Genomic DNA, 18296 nt, shown 5'->3' with positions numbered 1-18296 from the left:
TAGGTCTTGTTTTATAATTTATAATTTATAATTTTCGAATTATGCTATTTTTTAAGCTAATTTTGCAAACTAATTTTGTAAGTAATAAGGGCGCTTATAACCAAAGATACTTTTATCAAACATCTCTTGAGTGCCTATGGCCGATTGCTTGCCATTTAATCCTTTAATGATGAACTTGAAGCTAATACCTTTATCAAAATCTTCTCGGCCGTCTGGAGCGCTTGCAGGATCTAAATTAGAGTTAATATGGCGATGAAAGGCAATACGTACTGCCCAACAACAGCTTTCATACTGAAAGCCTGCATATGATTCTAAACTTCTATTTTGCTGTAAATCTTGCGTTAAACGGCCGACAAAGGCCCAGTTTTTGTCAATAGCGAAGCTAGTTAATAGCGAAACTTGTTCTAAGCTATCTCCTGAGACATTACGAGTATAGCGATGGTTCAATTGTACAAGATTATATTTATCAATTTGATAATCAACTTTGACTTGACCTTTGTTGGTAAAGTCTTCGATGGTATTGTATTGAATATCGCCACTTACCTGCCACTGATGATTAACCCGATAAAACAAGTCAGCTGCGACTGATGACTGATTATCGTTAATGCTGTCATTATCAATTAACAGGGGGTCATTGGCAAGGTCAGTATTTTTATCACCAAGATATTGAATGCGGCCAATACTCACTCGAACTATTTCTAAGTTTTCTTTATCAAGTAAGCGGCTAGTAAGCCCCCAGGTATACTGGTTAGCTGCTGCTATTCTATCTAAACCACTGTAATTAGTATCTCTAAAAATACCGTGAAAGTCGTCTTGTAATAGCGTGGTATCATATAAACCAATATTTGATTGATCTTTTTCTGGCACGTAAAGGTATTGTAACTGTGGCTCTAAAGTATGACGGTAACTTTGCCCAAAAGCGACTAGCTCTCTATCAAAATTAATACCACCATGAAGACGCACTTTCGGCAAGGTTCGTTCGACAGTCTCATCCAAGTTACTACCTTGAGTAATATTATCTTGTTGATAATAAGTGTGCATTATTTTTATTTCAGAATTTATAAACCAAGCAGGTCTAATTATAGGGAAAATAAAACCCGCCTCAATATGGTAACGATTTGCTTCGACTTGATCTTTTTCTGAGGCCTGAAAACTCGTTATTTCAGAATAAAGTTCAAATTGTCCAGCTAAAAAGTTTAACGGTTGCTGGGCTGATAATTCAATGTGCGGTAATGTTTTATAACTGGGTTGATGGTCACCTAGTACTTCGAAATCTTGTACTTGCATTGTCGCTTGCCATTGCTCACTAAAGTAAGCCAACTCACCCGTTTGATAAAGGTAAGCATCATTTGAGCTATATTGCTTGCTGCCAATATCGACTAAATAATTATCATCACTGATGGTGGTATAATCGATATAAGCGCGGAAGTTGTCAGAAAAAGTACCTACATGTTGAAAGCGGACTAAATAACGCGGATCGTTATTAGACTTTATTGCTTTGTCATTATCTAAATACTCAAAATCAATTTTCCCTGATTGCATGTCATTTAAATAACGGAATTCAGTTTGTAATTGCAAGCCACGCTTAGACATATAACGTGGTGTAATGGTGGCATCATAATTTTCGGCAATATTGAGATAAAACGGAGCGGTAACTTCAAAGCCATTATTGGTGCTTTGGTCTATTTGAGGATATAAAAATCCGCTCAGTCGCTCTTTAGAAAGAGGAAAATAAAAGTAGGGCACATAAAGTATAGGTACATCTAATACTCTAAATTGTGCATGGTAAACTTCACCAAAATCGCCACTGGCAGATAAATTAATCTCAGCGGCTTTGATTTGCCAGTCAGGCACTTCTTGCAAGCAAGTAGTAAACGTTGAGTCCACTAAACTGAGTAGGCCATCACCATCAATGGACAAACTTCCTGCTGTACCGTGGCCAGGGTTACCCTGGAGTTGATATGAAGCAGAAGTCATTTTAGTGGCGCGATCTACTTTACTTGCACTAAGGGTCTCTGCAAAAATGTTAATTTGTTTGCCTTGGTAATGAATATTGCCAACTGCTTCTATTTGCATTTTTAATCGATCGAAGGCCAGTTGGTCGGCAAGTATTCTTTGGCTTTTATCAACCAAAATAACCGAACCGTTAAATTGAGCTATTTGATCTTGTTTAATACTGGCATGTAATGATGAAATACGGATGTTGTCATCAAGGACCTCCGGAATGTCAATGGCAATATCAGCAAACTCAGGTAATGGGCATATCATTATTTGAGCTTCAGGCGCTGGGATTTTTATATCAGCGTTCGCTTGCGTGACTTTAGATAAGCATGCCAGCAACGCAACTAAGGTAAAATTCAATGTACGGGAAAAAAGCATTTATTGTCCGATAAAGGGTAAAGTTTTTATAAATTTATTTTCTAATGGTGAATCAAGTATTTTAACGGCTAATTGCTTTATGATATAGCAATTTTTTCAGTTGGACTCAATTCTTCTGTCATAGTTCACCGGTTAACAAGAAATTATTATAAGGAATGCTCAAAAATATGCATATTTGGGGTAAGATTTTAGGGTTTTTATTTGGCTTTATGCTCAGTAAAAGCTTATTTGGTGCTTTACTTGGCCTTTGGCTTGGTCATATTTTTGATCGTGGCCGTGGGTTTAATTTTAATGGTTTATCTGGCGGTAAAGAAGATGATATCTCTAGACAAGCCGCCTTCTTCTACACCACTTTTTCGGTTATGGGCCATGTAGCCAAAGCTAAAGGGCAGGTGACTAGCCATGAAATTGCTTTTGCTAGTGCCTATATGGATAAACTGGGATTAAGTACTGAATTACGACAGCAAGCTCAAGATGCCTTTCGGGAAGGTAAGTCCTCAGGCTTTCCGCTCAAAGACCGTCTGGTAAAATTTAAGCGTTTGATGGGCAATAGACATGACTTATTGTTAATGTTTTTGGAGATTCAAATTCAAGTAGCTTTTAGTGACGGCGAGTTAGATAGTGCCGAGCGTTCAGTTCTGCATACCATCGCTAAGTTTCTAGGCTATTCAGCTCGTGAGCTTGATAATTTGCTGGAAATGATTATTGCCGGTGCTAACTTTCAGCAGCAAGGAAGCGGCTACCGTCAGCGAGGGCAAGCACCTACTAGCGGACAACAACTTGCCAATGCCTATAAAATACTCGGTATTGAGCAAGGTACAGCGATGCCTGCCATCAAAAAAGCTTATAAAAAATTAATGTCTCAACATCATCCTGATAAATTAATTGCCAAAGGTCTACCACCAGAAATGATGGAAAGTGCCAAACAAAAAACTCAAGATATTCAAGCAGCCTATGATGTGATTGTTAAACAGCAAAAGTAATCACAATTAAGTTAGGAAATTCAAGCAGAAAGCTAAAGTAGAAAGATAAAGAAGAAAGTAAAGCCGAAGAGTCTTAGTACTTGTGTGCAGAGAGCTTACCAACCAATAGCTTTTAGCCAGCCATTGATTTGATTCAATAACTCCTTTTCCGGGTAATAGCCGGTAACATTGTTATTGAGCTGGCGCTGGCGGTAATACACTTTCATTTCTTGTTGGGAAAAATATTTTCTTTGTGCTGCTTTTGCTAATACCAGTGGGTTATCGTGTTTAAGGTATAGATCAAGTACTGGTAGTTCAGTAAAGGCTAATTGGCGGGCAAACTCTTCATTGACGCTGTTGGTCAGAGCTTGATTACTTTTTCTATAGCTACTTAGTAATATAAGCGCGTTTGGTAATTGATTACCTGTTTCACTATATAAGTCTACCAATAAAGCGGCATTATTCCCCTGAGCAATGACCAGCACTATGCCCGGGTATTCTTTTGCTGTATTCATCACTGCATTCAGCATTGCCCCAAGTTTATTTTTATACTCTTTAAGTATTAATTCATTTTCTTTTTTCTGCTCGGTAACTGTTATCGCCGTCGAGGGATAATTGTCTGGTTTGTTACTAGGTTGTATGGCAATGGTACTCCAACCTTGCGAAGGTAAAGCATTACGTAAAAAGTTGATCGCTTTTGGATTTGTAGCTCCTTGCTGCCATTCAGGTAATAAAATAGCCACGCCTTTACTATTAGCACTAGTATACCTTTTCACTAACGTTAGATAATCATCAGGTCCTGCCAATAAAGGTTTCACTTGTTCACTTGCTAGGTAGTGTTTGAGGTCTGCTTTATATTGCTTGGTTAACGGGATCGGTTCTTTTATTGTTGTTGCACTATTAGCTTTCTTTTGAGATTTATCTTGTGCAGTATCAGCTTTTTTTTCTTCAGCAACCGAGGGAGCGATTGTGCAAATATAAATAAGCGAGCAGATAAGTAAAGCCCATAACTTTGAACTGCCTTTCCTTTGACTGTTTGTGCTTCGAATTTCTTTATCAAGACTTATCTGTTGCAATTACCTTTCCTCTACGGACTAAACTTCCCACGCTTTATATCGACTATAGAATAAAAAGCGTGAAAGAAATAACGTTAAATAAATGGACAAGGCGCGTTAAAACTAATGGCTTGCTCAGTACTTGGGTGAAACAAACTTAACTGCAAAGCATGTAGCTGTAATCTATTTCTCATTGTTAATGCTGGCTCTGGAGCATAAAGTCTATCCCCTAGAATAGGATGGCCTAAGGCGAGCATATGTACTCTAAGTTGATGTGAACGGCCAGTAACAGGTGTTAACTCAAGTAAGGTACTTGCATGTTCATCTGTTGAATCACTACGGCTAAGCACGCGATAATGGGTTAATGATTGTTTGCCGTTTTCATGGTCTACTTTTTGTTTTGGTCTATTGGGCCAATCACATATCAAGGGTAAATCGACACTGCCTGCATCTTGCGCAACCGAACCAAAAACTCGAGCAAGGTAACTTTTTTGGGTTTTCCTCTGCTCAAATTGGCGGCTGATGACAACGTGTGCTGGTTTGTTCAATGCCATAATCATTATGCCGGAGGTTGCCATATCTAATCGGTGCACTATAGTTGCTGTCGGCAATACTCTTTGTATACGGTTTTGTAAACAATCTTGGTGCTCAGGCAAGCGTCCGGGCACACTTAAAATGCCACTGCCTTTATTTATGACAACAATATCATCATCTTGATAAATAATATCAAGGTAAGGTGACATAGGAGGTAAATAGGTAAAATCGGGGTTTGCGCTCATTACTTTCTCATTAATTTATGGCAGAGCTAAGGTTAATACAACCTAGCCCTGCGTCATTAATTTAATACAATTGCTGTTATAGCAATCCGCATAAATAAGAGGTCACTTTTTTATACGGATTTTCTATTAATGGGTAACCACTATCATGCGAATTGCTTCAAAGGTCAATTGCGCCTTATCAATATAGTGGCTTAATTCATCTTGTTGTTGACTGATAAAATCAATCTCTTCTTGGCGAACACTTGGGTTAATTGCTTTTAACGCCGTTAACCTTTGTTGCTCGACAGAGAGTTTGCTTTGCATAGCCGCTAAAGATTTTTCTTGAATGGCAACAATATGTTGTGCGCCGTGTGCTTCTGCTTTAGCAACCAAAGGTGTAATTTGAGGTTTAAGCGCTTTGATAAGTTGTAAGGCCATTTGTTTTTTTACTGGCGATAATTGTTTGTCAAGTACTTTTTCACTGACCTTATCCGCTAAATTAGTGCCATTTTTATCTACTAAAATCCTAATAGGCGTAGTCGGTAAGTAACGACCTAGCTGTAAATGTGCTGGTGCAGTTGCTTCCACAGTAAATAAGCACTCAAGGAAGAAAGTCCCTACAGGTAGCGCTTCATTTTTTAACAAGCCAATACTGGCATTACCAATTTCATCACTTAATACTAAGTCCATGACGCCACGCACCATAGGATGATCCCAAGTTAGTAATTGGTAGTTTTCATTGGCTAAAGCAGTATCTCTATCAAAAGTAATGGTGGTGCCGTCTTCTGGTAAACAAGGGAAGTTGCTATTAAGCATATGTTCGCTTTGATTTAAGGCAATGGCATTATCGGCTTTATCATCTTGTTGCACACCAAAAACATCCAGAGCTTGAAACATAAACTGCGGCAACCCTATGTCATCATCGGCTTGTCGAATCTTTTCAACCAGTTCAAGTGCACGCCCTTGACCAGAAGAGTTCAGCTCTAATAACTTATCTCGACCTGACTCTAGCTCAGCTTTGATGGTTAAGTGCTTTTGCCAAGTATCGCTAATAAGCGCTTCGGCCTCGGCTGATTGCTGCTGGCAAGTTAACGCTAGCGATAATAATTGCTCGCCAAAGCTTTCAAATATTACTCGACCGGTAATGCAGGTGTGCTCAAAAGCTTGCATACCTTGCTGATACCAATCAAATAATAATTGCTGTGCAGAGTCTTCAAAGTAAGGCACGTGAATACGGATTATCTCTGTTTGACCTATACGGTCTAAGCGACCAATACGCTGCTCTAATAAATCAGGATTACTTGGTAAATCAAATAATACTAAATGATGAGCGAATTGGAAGTTACGCCCTTCACTACCGATTTCAGAACAAAGTAGCAGTTGCGCACTATCTTCATCTTGAGCAAAATAAGCGGCGGCTTTATCACGATCAAATATTGATAAACCTTCGTGGAACACTGCGCTGCGAATACCTTCTTTAATGCGCAGAGCAGCTTCTAAATCAATGGCTGTTTGCGCGTGGGCACAAATTACTAATACTTTTTCTTTATTAAGTGATTGCAGTAGCTCAATTAAATAATCAACTCTAGGATCAAAATCAGTCCAAGTGTCATTTTGTAGGTTTAAGCCATGGAGCATTTCCGGGGTAAATATATACTTAGCTTGTTTAGATTTAGCTAATACTTCTGGGCAGTCACTAAGCATAAATTCATTGATATTATCTTGATACTGCTCTGGCATAGCTAATGGTGCGGGTACTACTTGGCGTGCCGGAAAGCCTTTAATTGTGTTGCGCGAGTTTCTAAATAAAATACGGCCAGTACCATGTCTATCGAGTAATTGTTTTAATAAATTTTGGCGTACCTTGGCTGAACTTGCCGAGTCAGCCTGATTTAATTCAGTTAACTGGGCGCTGATATCTGTTTCTTTTAATAAATCAGCTAATGTTTTTTCTTGCTCAGCGTTAAGTTTTTCACCATCGACTAAAGCATTAGCGGCATCAGCAACCTCGCTATAGTGGGACTCTTCTTCGGTAAATTTTTGATAATCATAAAATCTGTCAGGATCAAGTAGACGTAAACGGGCAAAGTGGCTTTCATGACCTAATTGATCAGGGGTAGCTGTTAACAATAAAACCCCAGGGATAACTTTTGCAAGTTGCTCAATACATTGGTATTCAATACTTGGCTTGTCTTGTTGCCAGTTTAAGTGGTGCGCTTCATCAACGACCATTAAATCCCAGTCTTCACTGACAAGTGCGTCATACCATTCTGGATTATTAGTAATAAAGCCTAAGTTAACCAGTACCAGTTGCTCTGAACTAAAAGGGTTAGCTTTTTTACCATCAACATAATTATCTTGGCTGGTTTCAACACAACGTTCATTATCAAAAATACTAAAATTAAGATTAAAACGGCGTAGCATTTCTACTAACCATTGATGCATTAAAGACTCTGGTACTATGATGAGAATTCTTTTAGCCCGGCCAGTAACTAATTGTTGATGAATGATTAAGCCTGCTTCAATGGTTTTACCTAAGCCCACTTCATCAGCGAGTAAAACACGAGGAGCAAAACGATTACCCACTTCATCGGCAATGTAGAGTTGATGTGGTATTAAGCTAACTCGACCACCGGTTAGGCCAGTTAAGTCAGATTGTTGCTGCTGATATTGATGTTGTAAACAGTCTTTACGCAAGCGAAACCAATCTAAACGATCTACTTGGCTATTAAGCAAACGGTCGTGCGGCTTATTGAATTTAATAAAATGATCTATCATCACTTCTTTTAAGCTTGCTTGCTCTTTGGTGTCCTGACGTATGCCCTCATAAGTCAAAATACCATGTGCTTCACTCTTTGACTCTACTTTTAACATCCAGCCTTCATGACTGGGAACAAGGTCACCTTGGTTAAAGATAACACGGGTTAAAGGAGCATTTTCTTTAGCATATTGTCGAGACTCTCCGGTCGCAGTGTAAACAATATTAACAAAGCGGTGTTCAACCCCAGTTACTGTACCCAATCCTTGATCTGATTCACTGTCACTGATCCAACGCTGACCTAGCTGAAATGGCATAAACTTACTTCTCCGACGATTGCTTAGTAATTACCTTATATTTGATAAAGAGCGAGACTAAGCATTAAAAACTTGGGGTAAAAAAAGGGCGCTATAATACTCTTTATCATAGACGGAATCATTAAAAAATTGTGCTTGCTTCACGATAATTTAGAGATTACTGTGGTTAAGCTATACTTTAGTAGGTATAGATTAAAGTATTGCTCTTTTATATTTGTTTTGTCAGTGACTCACGGAGATTGCCCATGACTAAAGAGAATATGAATAATGAGAATATGTTAAGTGATAAATTAGCCCATCCGTCTTCAGCCGAAGAGACCGCCGACCAACAAATTGTCTATATTTTAGATACCAATATCCTTTTGCACGAACCTTTCGCTTTTTTATCGTTTAAAGAGCACGATGTAGTTGTGCCTATGACAGTGCTAGAAGAGCTCGACTCAATTAAAGACAGGCGCAAAGATGTTAGTCGTGATGCTAGAGTTGCTATTCGAGCATTAGAAGATACGCTAAGAGATGCCAGTCCAGAGCAGGTGCTCGCTGGCGTTAAACTGCCACAAAATGATGATCAGCATCCTAGTGGTTGTCTCGCCATTATTAATGATTATGCCTTAAAGCAAACAGCGCATACGTTATCTTTTAATGAAAATGATAACCGTATCATTAACGCGGCCTTACATATTCAAAAGAAAACCCCACACAAGAAAATTGTTTTAGTGACTAAAGATATCAATATGCGTTTGAAAGCCAAAGGAGCAGGGCTGGCGCATGTTGAAGATTATAGGACCGATCAACTTATTGATGATATCCAATTCCTCACTAAAGGTTATCATCAATTTGAAGGGGATTTTTGGCAACAAATTCAGTCCGTAGATACAGAGACAGAAGGACGGAACACTACTCATTATGTTGCTCGCGATGCTGTGCCATTAGCTTATATTAATGAGTATCTACTTGATGATGGCGATAGCTTTGCTGGTAAAGTTACTGGTTGGGATGACGACCGTATTTCAATATTAGATCTTGGTCGAGAACGCTTATTAGCCAAAAATGCTTGGGGTATTCATCCTAAAAATGTTTATCAAGGCATGGCGATGGACGCTTTACTCGATCCTAATATTGATTTAGTCATTCTTACGGGGCCGGCAGGCTGTGGTAAAACCCTACTTGCCTTGGCAACTGCTTTAGAGCAAGTGATAGAACGTGGTTTATATGACAAAATTATTGTCACGCGAAGTACGCCGGAAATTGCCGAGTCCATCGGTTTTTTACCGGGTACTGAAGAAGAGAAAATGGCGCCTTGGCTAGCTGCAATAACCGATTCACTTGAGGTATTGCATAAACAAGATGAAAGTATGCATGGCAGTTTGAATTACATTATGGAAAAAGCCAATATTCAGTTTAAGTCAGTAAATTTCATGCGAGGACGTAGTATTCAAAATGCACTAGTGCTGCTTGATGAGTGTCAAAATTTAACCGCGGCTCAGTTAAAAACTATTATCACCCGTTGTGGTGAAGGTACTAAATTAGTCTGCTCTGGTAATTTAGCGCAAATTGATAGTAACTATTTAACCGCGGTTACTTCAGGGTTAACTTATATTGTTGAGCGCTTTAAAGATTTCCCAGGCTCTGCTACGGTTAATTTAAATGGCGTGGTGCGAAGCCGACTGGCTTCTTTTGCCGAAGAGAATTTATAGCTTTTCATCGCGAAAGTAGCAACGACTTCTAAGGAAGATGATTAAACCTTACTGAAGGAGCTTCTATTTTGTTAGAGCCATTTTATTAAGACTTTTTCATCAATGTATAGAAAAGGCTCTGAAAACAATAAAGCACCGCTAAAAATTAGTTTTAGCGGTGCTTTTTCTTGGTGTTTTTTTTAGTGAACCTGTTCTACTTTTTCGTTTCTATTTATGATTAGTGGTTGCACTTGAAGCCAGTATTTACCGGTAAGTTTAATGCTTTAGCAATACCCGCCCATGGAACATATTTAAAGTTGGTTCTTTCTCTTTGTTGATTAGCTTTAACACCTTGAGTACTTTTAGCCTGGTTGTCACCATCTTGCATTATTAATACACCTTGGCTAAATCCTTTTCCTAAATCCGCATTAACCACCATCATGCCATCGGTTTCTTTTACGCCATCAATACTGCCGTCTGCGACGGTAAATGATTTGATAGACTCGGTTTCACAGGTAACAAATAACATTGCCCATGATATTCGTACACCATTATCGCGTATTCGCATCGCAGTTGAAGATAGTATTGATAACTATAGTGCACTGTATCAAGATGATCAGTGGAAAGAAAAATTATTAGATGAAATTGATAATGTCATCCATACCTTCAATACCATGTTGGAGTTATCACGATTAGAAAAAGGAGTTCAACATAAGCCCAATAGCTGCGTTGATATCAGCACATTTTGTCAGGATGTATTTGAGTTAGCACAACCCCTAGCTGAGGATAAAGAGCAACAATTTACCTTCATTGATAACACGTCTTCAGAGAGGCTTAGTAAGCCCATTTTGGCCGACGCCAACTTACTCTTTAGAGCGATATATAACATCGTTGAAAATGCCATTAAGTACACGGGAATAAAGGGAGTTATTACTTTACAGGTAAATTATATCGAGGCTGGCGTTGAAATATTGGTGACTGACAACGGCCCTGGTATTGCTAAAGGGGAACATGAAGCGGTTTTTAAACGCTTATATCGCTTAGATGCCAGCAGGCAACAAGGTGGCTTTGGCTTAGGTCTTTCAATTGTAAAAGCTATCACTGAACTTCATGGCGGTAAGGTGTATTTAACATCGCTATCACCAGGATTAGCCATTTGCCTGTCGTTACCTAGAACCTAGCCCCGTTACTTCCTCATTAAATGAACGTTTAAGTAAAAGATACGCAGTCCATACTCACTTTATTTGAAGAAGCAGTAGGGTTAAATCAGTTACTTTTCCTTGTTTAACTCTTGTTTAAATGGGGTGACTGCTTTAACTTATCTAGTTAACTGGCTATATAAAAAAATTAAGGCAATTTAGTGTATTACCAAGCGGGCATAAATACAGTTTTTAGGCGTTATAACACCACAGTTGTGGTTGCCTTTATTGTTATTATTCTCGTTGCCTTTTCGGCTGCTTCTTTTCGTTATTTTAATCAGATTTCCAAACATAAACAGCAAAGTCTGGCTGAGCTTAGTCAAGAAGCTCAGCAGCTAAATAATATGCTAGAGCAAAGCGCTCAAGCTGTGGTGGGTATACAAGAATTTTCAGAATACGTTCTCAAGCACCCCAATGAAATTAATATCCCTATGCCTTCCTTGTCACAACAAGGGGAGATGTTTTATTTAAACAAGCCGCTGCATGATGTCATTAAGCAAGGTAAGCGTTTAAGCAGTAATATTACTGGCATAGGGCAAGTGAGTCAGTTTAGCGAGGCTAAAAAACAAGAAATCGCTATGGCTAATGCGCTAACACCGGCATTTATTGCTGCACAAAATATCATAGAAGAAGCGACTTGGTTTTATTATGTATCCTTCAGTGACTTTGTCAATATCTACCCTTGGGTTGACCGAGAGGTTTGGCAGTTTAGTCATAAAACATTAATGAGTCCACATAACCAAGCGGTGCGAACACTTACGTCAAGTAATAATCGTGTGCTCTGGTCTCCTCCTTATCTTGATGCGGCCGGTGGTGGCATGAATGCTTCAGTGGGTACCGGTGTTTTTTATCATGACAAGCTGTTAGGCGCAGTCGTTATTGATGTCAATTTATCGCGTTTGCATGCGAGTTTGACCGAGCTAGAATCAAGTGATCAAGGACTTATTTTATACAATCAAAATAATGATATTTTATTGGCTAAGCACTTGGGAAAAGAGTCGTTAAGTTATCGTGCTTCTTGGCAAGATTTACTGCCAAAATCATTACAGAGTTTGCGCGCTGAAAAGTTAACTAAAGTAAGTGATTCGGAGCGCTTTGGTGATTGGTTTATAGAAAAACAAGTGCTTGCAGTTAACGGCTGGACTTTACTTAAATATCAAAATTACGAGAGTTTTGCCGCGCCTCAGTACAGTGATTTTGTTTTCGTCTTTGCCACGCTGTTCATTGGTTTGTTAGCTTTTCTTATGTTAGTTAATACCATGACAAAGCGCACTTTTATTAAGCCAACAACAGAATTTATTAGCCATATTCAATATTGTGCCGAAGGTGACCCAGGTAAAATTACCCCCGCAGCTGATTGGTTACATTGGTTTCAGGTGGTTGAAGATATCTTTGTGCAGAATAGAAGTTTACTCTTACAACTGACTGAACAAAATGATGTGCTAGATAGTCGTGTTATAGAAAAAACCAAAGCGTTACAAGAAACGAGTGCAAAACATCAACGTGATTATGCGCTATTACGCTCGGTGATGAATGCCATTCCCGAATTGATTGTCTTTAATGACCCAAACGGCTTGTTAATGGGCTGTAATAAAGCCTTTGAACGTTTGGCTAATCAATCCGTTGAGCAAATGTTAGGGTTTAAGTCCGCGAGTTTTATGCCTACTGCATTAGCGCAAGAAGTGAATCGTTTAAACGACACATGTAATGATATTTACCCTCAACAAGCACTCATAAGCGCAGGGGATTATATTTACCAAGGCTTTTGTAATCAATTCACCGATGAGCAAGGTAATATTCTTGGCTCTATCAGTATTTTTCATGATGTGACATTACAGCAAGCAACACAGTCAGCGTTGGAAAAAGCAAAAGACCAAGCGGAATACGCGAATAAAGTAAAAATACAGTTTCTTGCCAATATGAGTCACGAGGTCAGAACGCCAATAAATGCTATGCAAGGCATGATGGACTTATTGGCACATACCTCTTTAGATAATCGCCAACAACATTATTTAGTCAACGCGCAGGGTGCTTCCTCAACCTTGCTACACCTTGTTGATGAATTATTGGATTTATCTAAGATTGAGGCGGGTAAAATGGTCGTCAGTCAAGATGTGGTCAACCTGCCGATCATAATTGATAAGGCGTTAAAGCTAAACTTAAGTAATGTTGATCATAAACGGGTCGAAGTGATCGTTGATATGGCGGTAGAGGTGCCCAGCAATGTCATCAGTGATGAAATGCGCTTAGTACAAGTGTTGGCTAACTTATTTAATAATGCCATCAAATTTACAGAACAAGGCGAAATTAAGTTAATTGTTGATGCACTGTCGACTAATGATAGTGAGGTTCAAGTACGCTTTCGGGTAATAGATACGGGTATCGGTATTGCCAGTGACAATCAAAGTCATTTATTTAACGCCTTTAGTCAAGCTGATGAGTCAATGACGCGAAAATATGGTGGCTCAGGCTTAGGTTTATCCATTTGTCAGCAAATTATCAAATTGCTCGGTGGCGAGATCAGTCTTACCAGTGAATTAGGGCAAGGCAGTGAACTGAGCTTTGTTATACCCCTGCAACGTGCTCAGTTTGAATGCACCAATAAAGTAATTGCTGATACGTTATTTAAGTCAAACCATCATTCTACTGAAGGAGTATCGAGTCTGCCAGTAGAATTAACTCAGCCGCTAATCACAGGTATTACCATTTATGCGATAAATCAAAAGCTATCGGCGAGCTTTGTCGAAAGTATTACTCAGATGAATTGGTTATTGCATGAAGTGCATAGTGTTGACGATTTGTATCAATTAGAGATTGTCGAAAACAGTATCTTATTTATTGATGAAGCAGCCTTTGTTGCCGAGCAAAGCCGACAAGACACTGTTATGTCATTAACTGCGTTTAGATTACTTTGTCTGTGTCAGCCGGCATTAACGCAATTGAGCAATGAAACCTGTGATTACCTCGATAAGCTATCTGCTCCCTATTTACTGGTTGATATGCCGTTATTTCGTTATTCCCTTGATCAAATATCACAGGCTTTACTTGCTAAAGCAGGCTCTGCCACCGAACAATATAAAAGTGCTGGCGTGAATAGTATTGTCATGAAAAGAGGACATAGCCAAGCTTACCGACCAAGCTCAAGCAATCAAACAGCAAGGGGTAATACACAAAAGCCATTAATGATAAAAGATGAACAGAGCTTACAAGGTGTATCAGTTTTATTAGTGGAAGATAACTTAGTTAACCAGCTCGTTGCTAAAGAGTTACTGCTGAATATGCATGCTAAGGTCACCATTGCTGATAACGGTCAACGGGCTATAGATACCCTAGCAGAGTATCATTTTGATGTGGTATTGATGGATATTCAAATGCCTATTATGGATGGCCTTACCGCCGCTAAACTTATTAGAGCGCAAAGTAAATATCAACATTTACCTATTGTGGCCATGACAGCTCATGCTAGAGAAGAAGATAAACAACAGAGTTTAGCCGCTGGTATGAACTTGCATATGCCTAAACCCGTTACCGGGCAAGCTTTGCTTACTTGCATAAAACAAGTTCTTAGTGAGGTAGAAACTTAAGCTATGAGCCTAAGTTTTCAGGTTCGACAGTTAGCTTAAGTTTTTAGAGAAAAGTTGCTCTAATTTTTTGATGGTATCACTGATTTTGCTAACATCGGTAGGAGCAATAAAAATAGTATCATCGCCGGCAATAGTACCAAGTACACCATCACTCTTACTTAAACTATCCAGTAGACGAGCTATTAACTGGGCTGCGCCTGGGCTTGTTTGCACAATAATCATTACTTCGTTGTGCTCTATTTCTAACACTAATTGCTTGAGTGGGCTTTGTGCTGTTGGTACACCTAACTCTGCAGGTAAGCAATAAACCATTTCTTGGCGAGCATTACGGGTTCGTACAGCACCATATTTACTGAGCATGCGAGATATTTTTGATTGGCTGATATTTTCAAAACCATTGGCTTTTAATGCCTCAACAATTTCACCTTGAGAGCCAAACTGTTCTTGTTTTAATAAACCTTTAAATGCTTGTACTAGTGCTTCTTGTTTTTGTAAAGCGCTCATCATGCGTAATTAACCCTGTAATAGACTAAAGTGGCGTTTGTAATCAGTGTGATAAACGCTAGTATACGTTATCGTGTCATCATACTGGAAGTTAATATCCGGTATAAGGTTATAACAATTGTTTTTTACCTGCTTATACTATATCTTTTGCTCTGCAAAAATTAACGTATTTACTCGAATAATATTTTAATAATTCATTGTATAACAAATAAACCCCACTTAATTTCGGAGAAATCACATGAAAGTAGCTGTTTTAGGCGCCGCAGGCGGTATTGGTCAAGCATTATCTTTATTATTAAAAACTCAACTTCCAGCAGGTTCTGAGTTATCTTTATATGATGTTGCCCCTGTAGTTCCGGGTGTTGCTGTAGATTTATCACACATCCCAACTGACGTTAAAGTTGCTGGTTTTGGTCGTGACGACCTTAACGGTGCGTTAACAGGTGCTGATATTGTTTTGATCCCGGCAGGTATGCCACGTAAGCCTGGTATGGATCGTGCTGATTTATTCAACGTAAATGCTGGCATTATTAAAGTATTGGCTGAAGGCATTGCGGCAAGCTGTCCAAAAGCATTAGTTGGGGTAATTACTAACCCAGTTAACGGCACTGTGCCAATTGTTGCTGAAGTATTCAAAAAAGCGGGTACTTATGATGCTGCTCGACTTTTCGGTATAACTACATTAGATGTTATCCGTTCTGAAGCTTTTGTTGCTGAGCTTAAAGGCCTTGATGTTGCGACTGTTAAGGTTCCAGTAATTGGCGGCCACTCAGGTACAACTATCTTACCATTACTTTCTCAAGTTGAAGGTGCTACTTTCTCAGAAGAAGAAGTTGCTACGCTTACTCCTCGCATCCAAAATGCAGGTACTGAAGTTGTTGAAGCAAAAGCGGGTGGCGGCTCTGCAACACTTTCAATGGGCGCAGCTGCAGCTCGTTTTTGTATGTCTTTGGTTAAAGGTTTACAAGGCGAAGACGTTGTTGATTACGCTTATGTTGAAGGTAAAGGTGAAGATGCACCATTTTTCGCACAACAAGTACGTCTTGGCGTAAACGGTGTTAGTGAAATTTTATCTTACGGCGAACTAAGTGCTTTTGAGCAAAAAGCAAAAGAAGATATGCTAGCGACATTAAAGAAAGACATCAAAGAAGGTGTTGATTTTATGGCTAGCTAAGCTGCCATAAAACTTATACCTAAACCGCTAAAGCGTCTTGAAAAACGCGCCTTCAAGTGGTTTGGGTATATACCTTATAAAAAAACGCTGTTATCGATTGGTTTTTACTTCTTGGTAAGAGTGTTTTTTTATGCCTGGTTTTCAGGTGTTAATTCCGATAGGTAGTCGCAAGAGGTAACCATGACAGACGCTGATGAAAGGTGCTCATGATAGAGAATCACAGCAAATAACTACTGTGATATATTTATAGGGAATTAATGACTTCTATTAGCGGCGATATGCGCTAAGGCAATTAATGCTTGCTTGTGTTCACTGTCAGCAATAATGTCTAGTGCCTTAATGGCTTTGTCCGCTTCAATTTCAGCCCGTTGCTGGGTATAACGTAAAGAACCAGTTTCTTCCATAGCTTCGAGTATTAAATCAAGGTTATCCATGCCATTACCAAGTTCAATCGCTTCTTTGATCAGTGCTTGTTGAGCGCTATTACCATGTTTCATGGCATAAATCAGTGGTAGGGTAGGTTTGCCTTCAGCAAGGTCGTCACCGACATTTTTGCCCATTTCTTTGGCATCAGCAGTGTAATCCATAATGTCATCAACTAACTGAAACGCAGTACCAAGAAATGTTCCATAATCAGCCATGGCTTGTTCAATTTTTTCATCTTTTTGTGCGATTACCGCAGCAAGACGGGTTGCCGCTTCAAACAATTTAGCCGTTTTACAATAAATGACCTGCATATAACTTTCTTCTGTGGTGCTAGCATCATTGCAGTTCATCAACTGCAATACTTCACCTTCGGCAACTATATTAGTGGCTTCAGATAAAATATCCATAATGCGCATATCACCTAATTTGGTCATCATTTGGAAAGAGCGAGTATAAAGAAAGTCACCAACGAGTACGCTGGCGCTGTTACCAAATAAAGCATTGGCCGTTTCTCTGCCGCGGCGCATATTAGACTCATCAACAACATCATCGTGTAATAACGTTGCGGTATGAATAAATTCGATAATGGCGGCAATATCCAAGTGCTGTTCGCCCTGGTACGACAAAGCTCTAGCAGCAAGCACTGTTAACATAGGGCGCATACGTTTACCGCCGCCGTTAACAATATAAATACCGAGTTGATTAATTAATGCGACATCAGATTGCAATTGATCATAGATAAGATCATTGACTGCTGTCATGTCGCTTTGCGCTAATGCCTGTATTGCTTTAATATTTACTTTATTGCCCATGCTGCTTTTCTTTAGCTGTTTTGACTAGATATTAATCAAAAATATTCAATTGGTGAAGATGGCAAAGTTTACACTAAATTTTAGGCAAAAGTAGTTTTCTAGTGGCTTTGTGTTAATTCTTAGGCCAAAAGCAAAATAAAAGCATAAAAGGCCAATAAAGTTAATAAATGATCATATTTATACTTGCCCTAATTATATTCTTCGCGTAGAATTTGCGCCCTATATTTTTAAAATTAGCGTCACATATTTGATGGCGCAGTACGGAGTAGCTATGTACGCGGTATTCCAAAGCGGTGGTAAACAGCATCGTGTAACCGAAGGACAAACAGTTCGTCTAGAAAAGCTTGAGCTTGAAGTAGGCGCAACAGTAGAATTTGATAACGTTTTAATGATCGCAGATGGCGATAACATCAATGTAGGCGCGCCTTACGTTGCTGGTGGTAAAGTTATAGCTGAGGTTGTTACTCAAGCTCGTGCTGCTAAAGTTACCATTGTTAAATTTAAACGTCGTAAGCATTCACGCAAGCAAGCGGGCCATCGTCAATGGTTCACTGAAGTGAAGATTACTGGTATTAACGGCTAATAGGAGCATTTTGACATGGCACATAAGAAAGCTGCAGGTAGTACACGAAATGGTCGTGATTCAGAAGCAAAACGTTTAGGTGTTAAACGTTTCGGTGGAGAATCAGTAT

At 39.2% G+C, this 18296-nt stretch carries 14 protein-coding genes; 7 read left to right on the top strand and 7 right to left on the bottom strand.

The window, feature by feature from the left end:
• Nucleotides 1-69: 69 nt before the first annotated feature.
• On the bottom strand, nucleotides 70-2379 hold the full coding sequence (locus HRT50_RS03885) for an LPS assembly protein LptD (RefSeq protein ID WP_291611522.1): 2310 nt from the start codon (nucleotides 2377-2379) through the stop codon (nucleotides 70-72).
• Nucleotides 2380-2546: 167 nt separating this feature from the next.
• Here HRT50_RS03885 and djlA point away from each other — a divergent pair, with 167 nt between their 5' ends.
• Nucleotides 2547-3362 carry a co-chaperone DjlA gene (gene djlA / locus HRT50_RS03880; protein ID WP_291611520.1) on the top strand — a complete coding sequence of 272 codons (816 nt, stop codon included), beginning with the start codon at nucleotides 2547-2549 and terminating at the stop codon, nucleotides 3360-3362.
• A gap of 95 nt (nucleotides 3363-3457) precedes the next feature.
• Here the strand turns inward: djlA and HRT50_RS03875 are convergent, their stop codons facing one another.
• From HRT50_RS03875 to rapA, 3 genes are all read right to left on the bottom strand, one after another.
• Complete coding sequence (locus HRT50_RS03875; RefSeq protein WP_291611518.1) at nucleotides 3458-4417, bottom strand: DUF3530 family protein; 960 nt, start codon at nucleotides 4415-4417, stop codon at nucleotides 3458-3460.
• A 74-nt stretch (nucleotides 4418-4491) separates the two neighbouring features.
• Nucleotides 4492-5175, bottom strand: a complete 684-nt coding sequence (locus HRT50_RS03870) for a pseudouridine synthase (protein ID WP_291611516.1) — start codon at nucleotides 5173-5175, stop codon at nucleotides 4492-4494.
• 126 nt (nucleotides 5176-5301) lie between these two features.
• Complete coding sequence (gene rapA / locus HRT50_RS03865) at nucleotides 5302-8229, bottom strand: RNA polymerase-associated protein RapA (RefSeq protein ID WP_291611515.1); 2928 nt, start codon at nucleotides 8227-8229, stop codon at nucleotides 5302-5304.
• Between the two features lie 275 nt (nucleotides 8230-8504).
• On the opposite strand from rapA, the gene HRT50_RS03860 reads away from it, so the two are divergent.
• A complete protein-coding gene (locus HRT50_RS03860; RefSeq protein ID WP_291611597.1) occupies nucleotides 8505-9926 on the top strand; it encodes a PhoH family protein in 1422 nt (473 codons plus the stop codon).
• Between the two features lie 217 nt (nucleotides 9927-10143).
• Here the strand turns inward: HRT50_RS03860 and HRT50_RS03855 are convergent, their stop codons facing one another.
• On the bottom strand, nucleotides 10144-10434 hold the full coding sequence (locus tag HRT50_RS03855; protein WP_291611513.1) for a phytase: 291 nt from the start codon (nucleotides 10432-10434) through the stop codon (nucleotides 10144-10146).
• Here HRT50_RS03855 and HRT50_RS03850 point away from each other — a divergent pair.
• Both HRT50_RS03850 and HRT50_RS03845 read left to right on the top strand, forming a co-directional pair.
• Nucleotides 10400-11086, top strand: a complete 687-nt coding sequence (locus HRT50_RS03850; protein ID WP_291611511.1) for a HAMP domain-containing sensor histidine kinase — start codon at nucleotides 10400-10402, stop codon at nucleotides 11084-11086. The genes HRT50_RS03855 and HRT50_RS03850 overlap by 35 nt on opposite strands.
• Before the next feature lie 179 nt (nucleotides 11087-11265).
• Nucleotides 11266-14688, top strand: coding sequence for an ATP-binding protein (locus HRT50_RS03845; RefSeq protein WP_291611509.1), 3423 nt, complete (start codon nucleotides 11266-11268; stop codon nucleotides 14686-14688).
• A gap of 30 nt (nucleotides 14689-14718) precedes the next feature.
• On the opposite strand, the gene argR is transcribed toward HRT50_RS03845, so the two are convergent.
• Nucleotides 14719-15192: a transcriptional regulator ArgR gene (gene argR, locus HRT50_RS03840; protein WP_291611595.1), complete on the bottom strand. Its 474-nt coding sequence runs from the start codon at nucleotides 15190-15192 to the stop codon at nucleotides 14719-14721.
• Between the two features lie 238 nt (nucleotides 15193-15430).
• Here argR and mdh point away from each other — a divergent pair, with 238 nt between their 5' ends.
• Nucleotides 15431-16366, top strand: a complete 936-nt coding sequence (gene mdh, locus HRT50_RS03835) for a malate dehydrogenase (RefSeq protein WP_291611507.1) — start codon at nucleotides 15431-15433, stop codon at nucleotides 16364-16366.
• A gap of 254 nt (nucleotides 16367-16620) precedes the next feature.
• On the opposite strand, the gene ispB is transcribed toward mdh, so the two are convergent.
• A complete protein-coding gene (ispB, locus tag HRT50_RS03830) occupies nucleotides 16621-17604 on the bottom strand; it encodes an octaprenyl diphosphate synthase (RefSeq protein WP_291611505.1) in 984 nt (327 codons plus the stop codon).
• Nucleotides 17605-17875: 271 nt separating this feature from the next.
• On the opposite strand from ispB, the gene rplU reads away from it, so the two are divergent.
• Both rplU and HRT50_RS03820 read left to right on the top strand, forming a co-directional pair.
• The gene (gene rplU, locus HRT50_RS03825) at nucleotides 17876-18187 is read left to right on the top strand and encodes a 50S ribosomal protein L21 (protein WP_291611503.1); all 312 of its coding nucleotides are present in this window, start codon (nucleotides 17876-17878) and stop codon (nucleotides 18185-18187) included.
• Nucleotides 18188-18202: 15 nt separating this feature from the next.
• Nucleotides 18203-18296 (top strand): 50S ribosomal protein L27 (locus HRT50_RS03820; RefSeq protein WP_291611593.1); only part of this gene is annotated, 94 nt, incomplete at its 3' end.

Source organism: Colwellia sp. (assembly GCF_013215345.1).
Taxonomy (GTDB): domain Bacteria; phylum Pseudomonadota; class Gammaproteobacteria; order Enterobacterales; family Alteromonadaceae; genus Colwellia.
The sequence above is the reverse complement of the archived record's forward strand: the minus strand, read 5'-3'. Positions and strand labels throughout refer to the sequence as shown.